The organism is Agrobacterium vitis, from assembly GCF_014926405.1.
Classification (GTDB): domain Bacteria; phylum Pseudomonadota; class Alphaproteobacteria; order Rhizobiales; family Rhizobiaceae; genus Allorhizobium; species Allorhizobium vitis_H.
On record NZ_JACXXJ020000004.1, the window covers coordinates 102,605 to 116,742 of the forward strand.

A 14,138-nucleotide genomic window follows, 5' to 3' on the forward strand; every position below is an offset into this window, starting at 1 on the left:
AAGACGTCGAGGGCTGTCAGCCGGCGATCTGGTATTGCCGAACCGGATGGCGCACCATTGCATCGATATCGATGCCGTCGAGTATCCAGTGCAATTGCTCCGTCGTTAGCGTCACCACCGTCGTCTCCCGACGCGGCCATCGGAACCGGTCCTCGGTCAGCCGCTTCAGGACCATCACAAAACCGGACCGATCGAAGAACAGCAGCTTCATCCGGTCGTGGCGGCGATTGCAAAAGGCAAAGACAGCAGGCGCAAACGGGTCGAGTTCCATCGTCTCCTGCACCAGGACCGCAAGACTGTTGATGCCGGCGCGAAAGTCGATCGGTTCACGGTGCAGGTAGACCTTGAGATCAGCGCCCAGTCTGAACATGGCCAAGCGCCCCGATGATCGCCCTAAGCGCATCGACATCACCCCACTCCAGCGAGAGCTTCACGCCATTCGGTAGATATGCGCTGATTTTGGAAGAACCTGACGGGTGGACGACTTTTTCCAGTGATGCAGCTTGATCTTGCATGCACGCGACCGGCATCTCCAGCGAGCAGGTCTCAACAGGCGAGCTGCAGTCTGCCGCCACGACCGGGACAAAGGCCGATCGTGCCGACGCCACAGGGCCCCCGACATCCCTGGCATCCTTGCCCCACTTGCGCAGAAGATTGGCATTGATCCTATGCGCAAGCGCAAGGCCCGATATCGACACGCCAGGTTCAAGGCAAGCCGCAACAAGTCGCGCCTTTGATCCTGGTTCGAACCGACGTCGCCCATCGCGACCCACAAGCCGCACACGTAGTTTTTGCCCTTCGTCACTCATATTTGGTGTCCACCTATTTTGAAGTGGACACTTCATGCGACAGAGACATCGAAGCGAAAAGGTGCGGGGAAATTAACGCTTACCGTTGAGGAAACATATCTGCACGATATATCGTCATACTGACAAAATATGTCAGCAACGTCTGACATCACCGCGCACGAAGTCGTGACATTCCCATTGGCACGAGGCAGCATCGACATCAAAAGCGTGACCCTTTTCGGTGTTGTAGCAGTCATAACCAAACTCGCGCAATACTCCGACTTTTTGCCTCAGCAAGGACGACAGTGCTCCCTCTGACCTGACTTCCGCCAAAAATTAGGATGATACGAGTTTGCCGGCCAAGCGCGAAGTCAAGCGAGATAGACTTGATTTCTTCCATTGGACTTTGCAGCATAAAGAGCATCATCCGTTCTCTGAAGCAGGTCACCCCTATCATTATTGAGTGAAAGCGATGCGACCCCAAAACTTGCCGTCGTGTTAATCGATCTGCCGTCGGGCAAGACGATTGCTTCCAGAAAGATGCGCTGCCGCATTCGCTCGCCAAGCATCTTCGCCGCGTCAGGCCCCGTTTCCGGCGCAATGACCAGGAACTGTTGGTTTCCACGCGGAACTGAGCCGGTTAGGCGCATAAGGGGGTGCGGACGAAAACTTGGACCACCAGGAGGTAGTTCATGTATTCCTACGCAGACAGACTTCGAGCTGTTGAGCTCTATATCCGACTTGGCAAGCGGCTCAAGGCGACCATTCGCCAGTTGGGTTATCCCACGAAAAATGCCCTGAGGGGCTGGTACCGCGAGTACGTCGAGAATCACGACCTGCGTGTTCAGGCGGTAGCGCGACCGCCAAAGTTTTCCGAGGCTCAAAAGCAGGCTGCCCTTGAGCATTACCGCACTCACGATCGTTGCATCTCTTCGACGATGAGGGCGCTCGGCTATCCCGGTCGAGGAACTCTAACCGCATGGGTTCGTGAGGCGTTTCCGGAGGCGCGGACCGATGGTCGGTCGATCGTGGCACCCTGGCTATTGCGAGGAGGTCCGGCAAGCGGGGGTCATCGGATTATGCAGTGGAGATGAAAGCGCTCAACAGGTCGCTGACCGACTGGGCGTCTCAAGGCCGACATTGTACAGCTGGAAAGATCAGCTGCTCGGTCACGAGGCTCCCTCATCCATGAAACGCCGCAAATCCAACCCCAAGGTGCCTGAACGTGAAGAGCTCGAGCGACAGCTTGAAGCCCTCCAGCGTGATGTCCGCCAGTTACAACTCGAGCATGATCTCCTGAAGAAGGCCAACGAACTCCTAAAAAAAGACCTGGGCGTCGATCTGCAGATCCTGAGTAATCGGGAGAAGACACAACTGATTGACGCCCTTAAGGAAGTTTATCGCTTGCCAGAGCTGCTTGCCCAGCTTCGGATTGCCCGCAGCTCCTACTTCTACCATCGCGCCCGCATGTGCCTGGCAGACAAGTATGCCGCCGTCCGCCACAGCCTAGCGGAGATCTTTGAAGCGAACCGTCGTTGTTACGGTTATCGACGACTGCAGGCGTCGCTGGCCAGACAGAGCGTGATAATCTCGGAAAAGGTTGTTCAGCGATTGATGAAGCAGGAGAAGTTGGTCGTTGCCAGGCCGCGTCGACGGCGGTTTGGATCCTATCTGGGAGAGATCAGTCCAGCGCCCGAGAACCTGATCAATCGCGACTTCCATGCAAAAGCGCCGAACGTGAAGTGGCTGACAGACATCACCGAGTTCCAGATCCCAGCTGGCAAGGTGTACCTTTCGCCCATCATCGACTGCTTTGACGGCATGGTCATCAGCTGGTCGATCGGAACCCAACCAGATGCGGGTCTCGTCAACACCATGCTGGATGCAGCCATCGGAACCGTCGCCAACGGCGAGGAACGGCCAATCATCCATTCTGATAGTCATATGATTGATACCAGTTTTCAGGTGGTTTGACTCAAACACCGTTCGACCATTCTCTGGGCTGGTGCCGCAAGGCTTCCCGGTATGATCTGACCCTCACTCCGATCGACCCAATATGTGTCTTTCCGCGGACCTGTCGATCATCCGGGAACGCCCTGCGGTGAGGCCTTGCCTCAAAGGTGCTGCTGTGACCCAAGAAGGGCATGACCATCCGGTCCCATGACTGTCCTGTCCCGGCATCCTTCAGGCAAATAATTCTCATGCCGCAGGAGAGGATAATTAGATGGCTGAACACCGAGCAGAAACTCACGTCATTGGTGGCGTCGATACACACAAGGACTTGCATGTCGCGGCAGTCGTTGATCATCGCGACCGCGTTCTCGGTACCGAGAGCTTCCCGACAACCCGACACGGCTATCGCTTGATGCTGGCTTGGATGCGATCGTTCGGGGATCTCCAGCGGGTCGGGATCGAATGCTCTGGCAGCTACGGCGCGGGGTTGCTGCGCTACATGCAAACCGCAGGTGTCGAGATTCTGGAGGTCACCGCACCTGACAAACTCGACCGCCGCCGGCGCGGCAAGAATGACAACTTCGACGCAGAAAGTGCGGCCCACGCAGCCTTTGCGAGACGGCACACCGTAACGCCACGCAGCAGGGACGGCATGGTAGAAAGTTTACGCATCCTAAGGGTTTGCCGCAAAACCGCTATTCAGGCGCGCCGTATTGCCCTGCAGATGATCCAGATGACCATCGTCTGCGCACCGGACAAAATCCGCGATCCGCTGCGCAGCATGACGCGGATGCAATTGATCCGTACGCTCGCAGCCGGCAGACCTGACCTCACTGCGTATCGCCAGGTCGAGGAAGCCTACCGCATCTCTCTCAAGTCTCTGGCGCGGCGTTATCTCGAACTCCATGACGAGATCGCCGATCTCGACGACATGATTGAGGCCATCGTCAAGGATCTCGCTCCTGAACTACTTGCTCAAACCGCAATCGGCGTGAACAGTGCGGCGCAGTTGCTTCTCACGGCGGGCGATAACTCCGACCGGTTGAAGTCCGAGGCGAGCTTCGCCGCATTGTGCGGCGTCAGCCCCGTCCCCGCTTCTTCCGGAAAAACGGTTCGGCACAGGTTGAACAGGGGTGGGGATCGCGCAGCAAACAGTGCCATCCACATCATCGCCATTGGGAGGCTTCGATTGGATGCACGCACGCAGGACTACGTCGCCCGACGGATCGCAGCCGGAAAATCGAAGCTCGAGGCAATTCGCTGCCTCAAACGCTACATCGCCCGCGAAGTCTTCGCCATCATCATGCGGCGGCACAGGGAAATCAACCAAAGCCAAATCGCGGCTTGACTCTTAGAAGGGCGTCCGCGGAGCCCATTATCGATGGCCCGGCTGGTTAACCCGTATCAGCGAAGCAAGGCTGGTTCGCTCGATGTCCCGAAAGGGTTGCTCGCAAGACAACGCCGCGTGCGAAGGGTTCTTCGGTCGGTTGAAAACCGAGCTCTTCTATCCACGAGACTGGAAGGCCATCACAATCGAACAGTTCGTGGCTGAGGTGGATGCCTATATCCGATGGTACAATGAGAAGCGTATCAAGATATCGCTGGGATCCCTCAGCCCGGTCGAATATCGTAAAAGCCTCGGCCTGTTATTATGAAGCAGTCCAACTTTTTATCCGCACCCCCGGTGGGTCAATTCCCAGTGAAAATCAACAGCGGGGCGACCAAGCAGGTGTATTTGGTGCGGAGGGCGCGAGCGAATCCATGCGCCAGAGTGCAAATATAGTGTGCAGTTCTGCAAAGAAAATATGGCTAAACCGCACGCATCGTCATCAAATAAATATGTCCGATAATCTTGCATTATCGGTCATTATGCTCATTATAGAGAAATGACCCACATCATCGAGCAGAACAGCGAAATTCACCTCAAGGAGAGCCCTGTGCCGTCTCTCAGCACGGCGGCTGGGGGGGATGTTTGCACGCCGCAGGTGCCGCACGACAGCCCCCTCCCCTCTCCTGTTGGTGTGGACCAGACACCGGCCCATCTCAACAGCCTGGCGAGCCGCGCCCGCGATTATGTGGAGGCGGCACGTTCTGCCAACACGCGTAAAGCCTACGCCTCCGATTGGAAGCATTTTTCCGCGTGGTGCCGGCGTTTGAATTTAGCCCCCCTCCCCCCGGACCCGCAGACCGTTGGCCTCTATATCACCGCCTGCGCCTCAAGCAATGCCGTTGGAACACCGACGCGTGGCACCAAGACAAACGCGGTTTCGACCGTTGAGCGTCGCCTCTCCTCATTGTCTTGGAACTACGCGCAGCGCGGACTCACGCTCGATCGCAAGAATCGGCATATCGCCACCGTCATGGCTGGTATTCGAAACAGCCACGCCCGGCCGCCCGTGCAGAAGGAAGCGGTGCTGGCCGAGGATATCATTGCCATGATCGAGACACTCGATCGGGGAACGCTGAGAGGTTTGCGCGATCGGGCCATGCTGCTAATCGGTTATGCCGGTGGTCTGCGGCGGTCCGAGATTGTCGGTCTCGACATCAAGGCTGACCAAACCGAAGACGGGCGCGGCTGGATTGAAATATTCGACAAAGGCATTCTCGTCACCCTGCGCGGCAAGACCGGGTGGCGCGAGGTCGAAATCGGCCGAGGATCCTCCGGCGCCACCTGCCCGGTGGTCGCTGTCGAAAGCTGGATCACCTTTGCCAGACTTGCCCATGGCCCCCTCTTCCGCCGCGTTACCGGGCAAGGCAAGTCCATTGGGCCAAACCGTTTGAACGATAAGGAAGTGGCAAGGCTGGTGAAACGGGCTGCCATGGCTGCCGGGGTTCGTGGCGATCTCAGCGAGATTGAACGCGCCTTCAAATTCTCCGGCCATTCCCTGCGCGCCGGTCTCGCCTCCTCCGCCGAAGTCGACGAACGCTATATCCAGAAGCAACTCGGTCATGCCTCAGCCGAGATGACCCGCAGGTACCAGCGGAGAAGGGATCGTTTCAGGGTCAATTTGACCAAAGCCGCGGGGCTTTAATTTTGTTCGTTTGAACCAGAAAATTCGCATCCCGTGAATTGCTGATCACAATGTTTAGCCCGTGAAAATAGCATTTTTCGGCCACGAACCCGATTCAGACCGGTTGTTTCACCAGGATTTTGCATTGCAATTGCGACTGCTGGTCCAATTCGGCCACCTGCAAAAATGCACCTCGGCATAGTCCCCTCACGACCGAAGATCATAATGGTTTATCCCGCTCATCGCGTCGAAATCCCTTTCCACGCCACACCCCGAGCTTTTAGCCTTGCATGATAGCGGATTAGCGGTTTCGGTTATTGATGACATAAAATCGAGTGCGCCATGGCGGGTTTTGTACGGGATTCCGTACGCATTTTCACTCCGGCGGAAGCGGAGATTCATGGCAAGAGAAAAGCAACGTCGCGAAGGCTAAGAGGCAGTCCGCAAAATCGGATCGCTTCCTCAATCCGTAATCGCGCTGGTCGTTTGTTCAAACCGATTTCCAGACGGCAGAAAACAAACAACTCTATTTCTACCGGTCTGCTTTGCCCAATAAAGGCGCCGATCCGCCAGTTGCAAAACCGCTTCGGCGTCGACTGCATCGTCTGACATTGCCACTCCGATACTGACGGACACATTCAGCCCATCGGCAATTTCGGACCAGTCAAAGTTGGTAATTGTCATTCGCAGTCTTTCGGAAACCCTTTCCGCGTGGGCGGGTGTTAGGTCCGTCATAAGTATGACGAACTCTTCGCCACCGAAGCGAACTGCGATATCTGTTTCACGAACAACAACTTTGACCAGTGTCCCGATTTGCACAAGCACACGATCACCAATAATATGGGAAAACGTATCATTGATTTTCTTGAAGTGATCGACATCAAGGATCGCCAGCGCATAACTCGCGCTTTGAGTATTAATGTCAGATATTATCGTCTCCAAATGCCGCCGATTGGAAAGCCCTGTCAGCGGGTCCGTATTCGCCGCTTCGGTCAGGACATTGGTTTGCTGCTGAAGGGCCTCTAATGACCGGGCAATTTCTGCAGAGCGCTCTGCCTCTGTATCAAGCATTGCTTTGAGTTTTTTCGTTTCATAACGGATCTCCGCCATACGGGCATTTTGCTGGATCCGCTCCGCAGTGAACTGCTGATGGAGCTTGTGATACTTTTTATGAAAATCCAGCGCAGACTCGAATGCTCCAAGATACTCATGAGCCTTTGAAAGAGACAGACAGGCATGCATTAAGGTCTCAAGATTGAAATTTTCCCCGGCAAGCAAGTGGGCCTGCTCAAGTGGCACCAATGCCTCTTCGTAGCGCTTTAACGAAACGAGCGTGCTTCCCAGTGTAACCAGATAATGCCCCTCACCGCGGACATAATCGTCTCCCGGAATGTCACGGTACCGCTCCAATAACATTTCGGCGGCGGAAAAAGCCTCAACCGCATTAAAATACTCTGCTAAATTTGCGATACACAACCTCTCGGCCCAGGCGTCTTTAAGTGATTGAGCGAGGCTGAGCGCTTGTTTCGTAATATCTATTGCGCTGCTAATCGACGTTTCGAATTTTTGATTATCGGCTTCCTGAGCGAGATAAGCATCCTCTGCATGCGCTCCACCGAGATTAATCAACCACCAACATTCGAATGTAATATCGTATGCCTCTCGGGCTAGCTCCACGGCACGACTGCAATAGTCAACAGCGAGAGATGGTTGACGCGTCATCCAGAATATCACGCCAATCACATTTATAGCCAAAGACCGAGATCGGAGATTACCGCTTTGGTCGGCAATGTTGAGTGCTTCTGCGGCAAACTCGACAGCCTGCTCTAGATTATCGAGTTCCAGATGCAGCCAAGCACCGATACTAAGAGCTTGTGCCTCAAGCACTGGCTCTTCAAGGGACTTCCACAGAGAAATTGCTTTCTCTACGTATACTAGCCCCGTCTCTGTCTCACCAAGTTGAAAGCAATACCAGGCACACTGCTGAGAACTGCCCGCTATAAGACCTTGATCACCGCGCTGTTCTGCCGAAGCCAAAACTGAATTTGCTAAAGAAAATGCGCGAACGGAACGCCCCTTGCAAGCGAGGTCCCATGCTTCATCCAGCGCGGCTGCAGCGTCCAAATCAAAACTATTTTTCCGATTGCCAAACTGGTGGTTCAATATCATCAGCTCATCTTGCGCAACGATCAGACAGAATACCCAGCAAATTTAGCAGAGATCGATTTAAGGGAATCCTAAAGCCTCTATTTTTCACAAGGCCCCTTCTCAAGTTCCTTGCGATTGGGCATTGCGAACTTACGTAAGCATCGACTGCTCACCGGCGCGCAGACTTCTCCTCCCCTCGTCTTTTACTGCGTTGTTAATCTCGCCAAAAATTTCCTCTCTTTGTATATCGCTCATACCAACCTAAGAGCTTCTACCAGATTGAGATTTCGGTCCACTATCATCATAGAGTTGTATGATAGCCCACATCAGCCGACTATTCGTAAACAGCTAACGTCCAAAGAAGAAGAGATGGAGACTGCCTTGGCGAGCATCCGCAGAGGCGAGGGATGCCGACTTAATGAGGTGCCCGACGACCGAGAAAAACGAATAACGCAGCCAAATTTACCCCTACAGCCACAGCAATAAGAATCCTCGTTGGCCCTGCCACCAATGCTTCGGCTCTCGGCAACACCGCACTCCAGCGGCCAGCACACACTTCAATTTATAGAAAGGACGAAACAATGCCTGTCGAAAAAATACATGCACTCGTCGTCGGCGCTGGCCAGGCGGGCATCGCTATGAGTGAGCATCTGACCAGGAACAATGTGGCACACCTTGTCCTTGAAAAAGGGAGGATAGCAGAGCGCTGGCGTTCCATGCGTTGGGATTCTCTGGTCGCCAATGGTCCGGCTTGGCACGATCGTTTTCCAAACCTGACGTTTCCCGGCAATGCCGATGCGTTTGTTCCCAAAGAAGGCGTTGCTGACTATTTTGAGGCCTATGCAAAAAAATACAACGCACCAATACGCAGTGGAACCGAGGTAACTCAAGTCGAGCGTCTAGGCGGTCGCCCGGGTTTCCGCGTGGAGACAGCTAACGGAGTGATCGAAGCACGCTACGTCGTTGTGGCGACCGGTCCGTTCCAGTTGCCGAATATCCCGCCAATCGTTCCGCCAACCGCCAATATCAATCAAATACATTCCAGCGAATACCGCAATCCTCACCAGCTCGGGGAGGGGGCCGTTCTCGTGATTGGCGCTGGCTCGTCGGGAGTGCAGATTGCGGAGGAACTCATGCGAGTGGGCCGCAAAACTTATCTCTCGGTTGGTCCGCATGATCGTCCTCCACGCACCTATCGCGGGTATGACTGCGCCTGGTGGCTTGGTGTTCTCGGCAAATGGGATGCCCAGGTGCAGGAATTGAAGACAAGCAACCATGTTACGGTCGCTGTCAGTGGTGCGCGAGGCGGAGAAACTATCGACTTCCGTCGGCTTGCAGCACAAGGAATGGTTCTGGTTGGCATGACCGAAAATTTTAAGAACAGCAAATTATCCTTCGCTGAAGACCTTGCCAACAATCTCGATCGTGGTGACCAGACCTATCTATCACTGCTCGACGAGGCGGATGCTTTCGTTGCATTGAACGGTCTCAACCTTCCGCAAGAGCCGGAAGCCCGCATTCTTGGTCCAACGGCCGATTGTATTACTAATCCTATTCTCGAACTGGATCTTACCGCGGCAGGCATCACCACCATCATCTGGGCCACCGGCTTCAGGTCCGACTATAGCTGGTTGAAAGTGAAGGCCTTCGACGAAGCGGGTCGCCCTAGACATCATCGAGGCGTCTCTTCTGAGAGAGGCCTCTACTTCCTCGGTCTTCCCGGACTTTCCGGGCGCGCCTCCAGTTTCATCTGGGGCGTCTGGCATGATGCCAAGCACTTGGCCGATCACATCACCATTCAAGATAACTACCTGGCGTATATGCCGCAGGCCTGATCTTATTTTGACGTCTTGCCCCGCCGCCAGAATAGTGGTGTGGATGTATTCGGATTAGAGATACCGCAAAAAATCTGCACTCTTTTTCTATTATGATGATCAAGGCAGAAGCGCAATATCCCGCTTACACCGACCAATTTCACCGCAATCCGCATTTTTCGTGTAAATAATCACTCACAATCTGGGTTTCCAAACGGCATTGAAAAAACCTTTCTCTTTCAATTACTTATGTTGGTGGTCAGCTGACCACCAAATCACCCGCTCAATTGCACGCATTTTGACTCCAATCCGCCTCCTTTTGGAGGATTCATTCAATCTTTTACCCGGTCTTCATACCCGCTTCTCCGTTGGTCCTTAACAAAGCCATCATCATAGGCCCTAGAGAAAATTCTCCCTGCTGTGACCGACGGGTTAGATCGCGCAGATAACCTCCTGCCGAATTGATAAAATTTGCACGCTCTAAAATACATGCAATGGCGGTTGCCGCATTCTCTTGCCCCATGATTTCGCAAGCTTCCTGATAGGCGGACGGACTTACTCCCAACATAGACCGAACCACCACCGCAGCTGTCATTAAGTCACGCCAATTTGCGATCTTTCCATCTGGTCCGTAATCCCCAACCGAAGGGCAGGCCTTCAAAACCATTCCAAGCGGAAACGACTTTATCGGCAGTCTTTTAGACGGATTGTCTTGCTCCTTCGACGCTTCTTGCTCTTTTCGAGAGCGAGGTTCAAATTCATGTGTGTAGTTGGTATTTGAATTCTGTATGTGCCGCTCAGTTTGAGCGGCATTGGTGCTATTTTTTTCTGAATTAACCTGTTTTTCCAGTCGCTTAACGATATCTCTCTTAAGATTGTTCATCTCATCTAAAACCAATGTGACCTCAGAAAGAGCCGGGGTTCTGGATATTTTGCCGACGAGAGAGATATAAGCGCATTCGATCTCGTGCCAGTCACCTTGCACGCCCTCCTCGATCGCCGCCGTGATCAGCTTGCGGACATCTCGGCGGCAAATGGTAAGGCTTTCCTTGGCTTTTCTAAAGGTGGCGCGATCAGCCATCACCTGTTGTGCCATCATCGCGAGCTCCTCTGAGCGCGCGAGAAGGGGTGATAAATCGAAGCCAAATGCCTGCTCGATTTGACCGGCATTATCCTTACGCGCGTAGCGTTTTCCATTGGCGCTATCTTTACGAACGATCAGACCTGCATCGACAAGCACGGCAATATGCCGGCGTAAAGTCGCCCCGGCCAAGCCGTGCGCCCGAAGACCAAGTTGAGCATTGGAGGGAAAAACAACAAGCTGTGCATCCTGCCGCAGTTCATTTTGCGGATAAAAGCTCAATAAGGCATCGAGAACCGCAAGACTGTTGGATTGTATCCCAAGCAAGTCCATTGCGGCTGAGGCATCCCTGAATATTTTCCATTTATCCGCACGTTTGCCCGGCTTAATGTCGCTTGTGGCGACCTGCCGACGCACCAGCGCAAGCGTCATACCCCGCCGCCCGAAGGGCGTCGTTACATTTCCAGTCTTCATCATCTTTTACCTTTCAGCAGGCAAAAGAAAATCACTCACCAAAATGGCGCAAAAACTCTTGACGAGGATTCGAGGAAATGCGATTCTGTTCTTGCTAGAGAGACAGAAGGGCTTCCACGACGGCGACGTTGGGGGAGCTCTTTTCTTTTGCTGACTACTCTCCTTATTTCTTCTGGTTCTGTGCTCGGTGCGCCTGATAAAGCGCAGGCAAGTGATCAATGACGAAGGCGGCGAAATCAGGCGTCGCCTTTCTGTCTATCGTGATTTCCAATTTGGATTTGCTTTGCGAAACCTGAGCCAATCGATCCCCATCAGGGGTCGACATAATCTCCGGAAGTCCGCGAGAGACCCGCGGAGGCTTAAGGCTGACCAACACCGCCTTGAACCGCTCCGCAGATGGCAGCGCTTGCACTTCATTCGATAGCGCGTATTTCGATACGTCAGAAGGCGAGGGGGCCTTTTCGATAAGTTCCGTTAGTTGCTGCCAGCTTGGTCGTCCGACCCCTGGTGCGGGGCCGATTGCATCGATCAGCTCCGGGGGCAGGGTGTCGACCAGCAAAAGCATCTTCGACAGGTTACTCTTATCGATCGACATCGCGGCAATAACGATTTCGCGTGAAAATTGCTTATTCAGGCGATGTGCAAAACGTGCTTTCTCAATAAAGGTGAGATCCTGGCGTTCATTATTCTCCTGGCCCTGTGCAATGACCAATTGTTCGTCCGTCAAATCGCGAACAACCGCTTTGACCGGAAGACCTAATTCTGAAACGGCCTGAAGCCGACGGTGACCGAAGCCCACCTGATATCGGCCCGGCTGATCCGGGTGAGGGCGCACGAGGATTGGCACCTGCTGGCCCTGCTCTCGAATCGATTCGAGAAGTCCGTCGATGTCGCCAGGCATTCGGTCCTGCACGAAGGATGGATCTACCGTCGAGACATCCAATTCGATAACCGCGTGGCCTTCAGCAAGACGCCGCTCTATCTCTTCAGCGCGACTCAACCTGTCATTCTGCTCACGCAGTGCGTTTCCGATATTCGCAGTCAGCTTTGTTGCCGGGTCGCGTTCCTTTCTGGCGACCCCAAGAAGCGGCATTGACCGCGTTTTACCTGCCCGGTTGTCAGAGGGCTTAGCGTCTTGGGCATCCGTCGAGACGCCAAGGATGTGCTTCCGGCTCATGTGGTTCTACCCCATGCTTTTTTGATAAGAGATTCGATCTCATCATTGACAGCGTTCATAGCCTCCAAGGCGCGATCATAGGTTGATCGGGTAAACTGACCGCGTTCCACTTCAAAAAGGGTTTGGTTTGTCAGGCCCGCGTCTGAGACAGCCGTCGTTTTGAGCATTGGAAAATTGAGGACGTTCTCACCGAAAATAGACCTGAGATAGCCAACCATTTGATTTTGTGGCCCATCACTCGGCTCGAAACGAGTGATAAGATAGCGCATCCAATTGAACTTGAACTCAGCACCGGCGCTCTCAATTTCCCTCAACAAGTTCGAGGTCATTGCCAGAAATTGGTTCATTGACATCACATCGAGCATCTGAGGGTGAACCGTAACTAGGATAGATGTTGCAGCCGTCAATGCTGAAAGCGTGAGGTAACCAAGTTGCGGAGGGCAATCGATGACGACGACATCATAATTATCTGCAATGTCTTCAATCGCTTGACTGATGCGGCCATAGAAGAGCGTGTCGCCTTCCTTGCGCTTCATCAAGGCACGGGGAGTGTCATGCTCAAATTCCATAAGTTCGAGATTGCCGGGAATGAGATGAAGGTCCGGAATATATGTTCCCCGAACGACCTGTTCGATCGGCACTTGCTCATCATCATATCTGATGGCGCCATAGAGAGTCTCGTTTGGACCGACATCCGTCTCCGGTTGGCTGCCAAAGAGCGCAGACAGGCTTGCCTGAGGATCGAGATCGATAGCAAGCACTCGGTAACCACGCATTGCGAGATATTGAGCCAAATGCGCAGCGGTCGTCGTTTTGCCCGAGCCACCTTTGAAATTCATCACAGAAATGACTTGAAGCTGCTCCCCGTCTCGACGATGCGGAAGATAGCGACGGTTTCCACGACCAATCTGGTCCATATGTTTGCGGATCACGTGGATATCTTCAATCGAGAAAATGCGCCGGCCCCCAGGGCTCATGCTGACATTCAACTCTGGCATTTCCGAAGCAATCTGTCGTAGATAAGACTCCCCAACGCCAAGCAACTTGGACGCTTCAGACGGGCCGAAGGACCTAATCCCCTTTTCGGAGGTCGGCGGGAAAACTTTCAAATGATGTGCTTGCAACTGGCTGGAAAGCGCGTCAGCGTGACGCTCCATCAAGGCAGTCAACCCCTCAATCACGGCATCAGTTTTCGGGGCGATCTTCGCCATGTCAAAACCCATTTTTTGCTATCGGCGCTAAATTCCGCGAAACCAGTAAAATTTCGCCATTGATTATTAGCGCCGATTCGGATTTTCGAGCAAGGAGTTTAAGGTTGGTAAAAGGTTAACGTGTCTTCGCTGCGTTGAGCGTTCCTGCCAATTTCACAATTGTTATCTGATATTTAGGCAGATTCTAAACCCTAGTGCTAGCTTTAACAAAATGCAGATCTGCAGGGTCGGACAGTTGTTTTGCACAGATGTAGCGACGTTTTGCCACCTAACCGCCCCATCGGCTCTCTAGAATCAGTGCCTTTAGCGGCATCGTCAACTTAACGGAATGTGGAACTTGATGTGCGAATGACGGGTCATGACAGACCGTGATCCACTCTATCGTCGGCATCGCTTCCCCGCTGACGTCATTGCCCACGCTGTGTGGCTCTATTTCCGTTTCCCTCTAAACCTGCGAATGGTTGAGGACTTGCTGGCTTTG

The 14,138-nt window shown here is 53.6% G+C and carries 10 protein-coding genes and 3 pseudogenes; 6 read left to right on the forward strand and 7 right to left on the reverse strand.

Annotated elements, in window-relative coordinates; translation table 11 throughout:
• Positions 1–16: 16 nt before the first annotated feature.
• The 3 genes from tnpB to IEI95_RS09015 all read right to left on the reverse strand — a co-directional run bounded on the left by tnpB (position 17) and on the right by IEI95_RS09015 (position 1,438).
• The gene (tnpB, locus tag IEI95_RS09005; RefSeq protein WP_194416319.1) at positions 17–370 is read right to left on the reverse strand and encodes an IS66 family insertion sequence element accessory protein TnpB; all 354 of its coding nucleotides are present in this window, start codon (positions 368–370) and stop codon (positions 17–19) included.
• Entirely contained in the window at positions 351–809 is a 459-nt protein-coding gene (tnpA, locus tag IEI95_RS09010; RefSeq protein WP_156538400.1) for an IS66-like element accessory protein TnpA, read from the reverse strand. Before tnpA ends, tnpB begins: the two co-directional genes overlap by 20 nt.
• Before the next feature lie 350 nt (positions 810–1,159).
• A complete protein-coding gene (locus IEI95_RS09015) occupies positions 1,160–1,438 on the reverse strand; it encodes a diguanylate cyclase domain-containing protein (RefSeq protein ID WP_156538401.1) in 279 nt (92 codons plus the stop codon).
• 42 nt (positions 1,439–1,480) lie between these two features.
• Between IEI95_RS09015 and IEI95_RS09020 the strand changes: the two are divergent.
• The 4 genes and pseudogenes from IEI95_RS09020 to IEI95_RS09035 form a co-directional block, all read left to right on the forward strand.
• Positions 1,481–2,726: pseudogene (locus tag IEI95_RS09020) on the forward strand (IS3 family transposase); the annotation flags it as partial.
• 286 nt (positions 2,727–3,012) lie between these two features.
• A complete protein-coding gene (locus IEI95_RS09025) occupies positions 3,013–4,089 on the forward strand; it encodes an IS110 family RNA-guided transposase (protein WP_070167322.1) in 1,077 nt (358 codons plus the stop codon).
• 16 nt (positions 4,090–4,105) lie between these two features.
• Positions 4,106–4,396 (forward strand): annotated as a pseudogene (locus tag IEI95_RS09030) (IS3 family transposase); the annotation flags it as partial.
• A gap of 231 nt (positions 4,397–4,627) precedes the next feature.
• Positions 4,628–5,773, forward strand: coding sequence for a site-specific integrase (locus IEI95_RS09035; protein WP_156537408.1), 1,146 nt, complete (start codon positions 4,628–4,630; stop codon positions 5,771–5,773).
• 441 nt (positions 5,774–6,214) lie between these two features.
• Here the strand turns inward: IEI95_RS09035 and IEI95_RS09040 are convergent, their stop codons facing one another.
• Positions 6,215–7,921, reverse strand: coding sequence for a GGDEF domain-containing protein (locus tag IEI95_RS09040; protein WP_194416320.1), 1,707 nt, complete (start codon positions 7,919–7,921; stop codon positions 6,215–6,217).
• 560 nt (positions 7,922–8,481) lie between these two features.
• Between IEI95_RS09040 and IEI95_RS09045 the strand changes: the two genes are divergently transcribed.
• Positions 8,482–9,735 (forward strand): flavin-containing monooxygenase, encoded by a 1,254-nt coding sequence (locus tag IEI95_RS09045; RefSeq protein ID WP_156537410.1) that lies wholly within the window; start codon positions 8,482–8,484, stop codon positions 9,733–9,735.
• A gap of 319 nt (positions 9,736–10,054) precedes the next feature.
• Here IEI95_RS09045 and repC read toward each other — a convergent pair whose 3' ends face one another.
• From repC to repA, 3 genes are all read right to left on the reverse strand, one after another.
• Entirely contained in the window at positions 10,055–11,269 is a 1,215-nt protein-coding gene (gene repC, locus IEI95_RS09050; protein WP_194416421.1) for a plasmid replication protein RepC, read from the reverse strand.
• A gap of 163 nt (positions 11,270–11,432) precedes the next feature.
• Complete coding sequence (gene repB / locus IEI95_RS09055) at positions 11,433–12,446, reverse strand: plasmid partitioning protein RepB (RefSeq protein WP_015918195.1); 1,014 nt, start codon at positions 12,444–12,446, stop codon at positions 11,433–11,435.
• Positions 12,443–13,657, reverse strand: coding sequence for a plasmid partitioning protein RepA (gene repA, locus IEI95_RS09060; protein ID WP_041699912.1), 1,215 nt, complete (start codon positions 13,655–13,657; stop codon positions 12,443–12,445). The genes repB and repA overlap by 4 nt, the downstream gene beginning before the upstream one ends.
• A 358-nt stretch (positions 13,658–14,015) precedes the next feature.
• On the opposite strand from repA, the pseudogene IEI95_RS09065 reads away from it, so the two are divergent.
• Positions 14,016–14,135, forward strand: a pseudogene (locus tag IEI95_RS09065) (IS6 family transposase); the annotation flags it as partial.
• Positions 14,136–14,138: the final 3 nt, after the last annotated feature.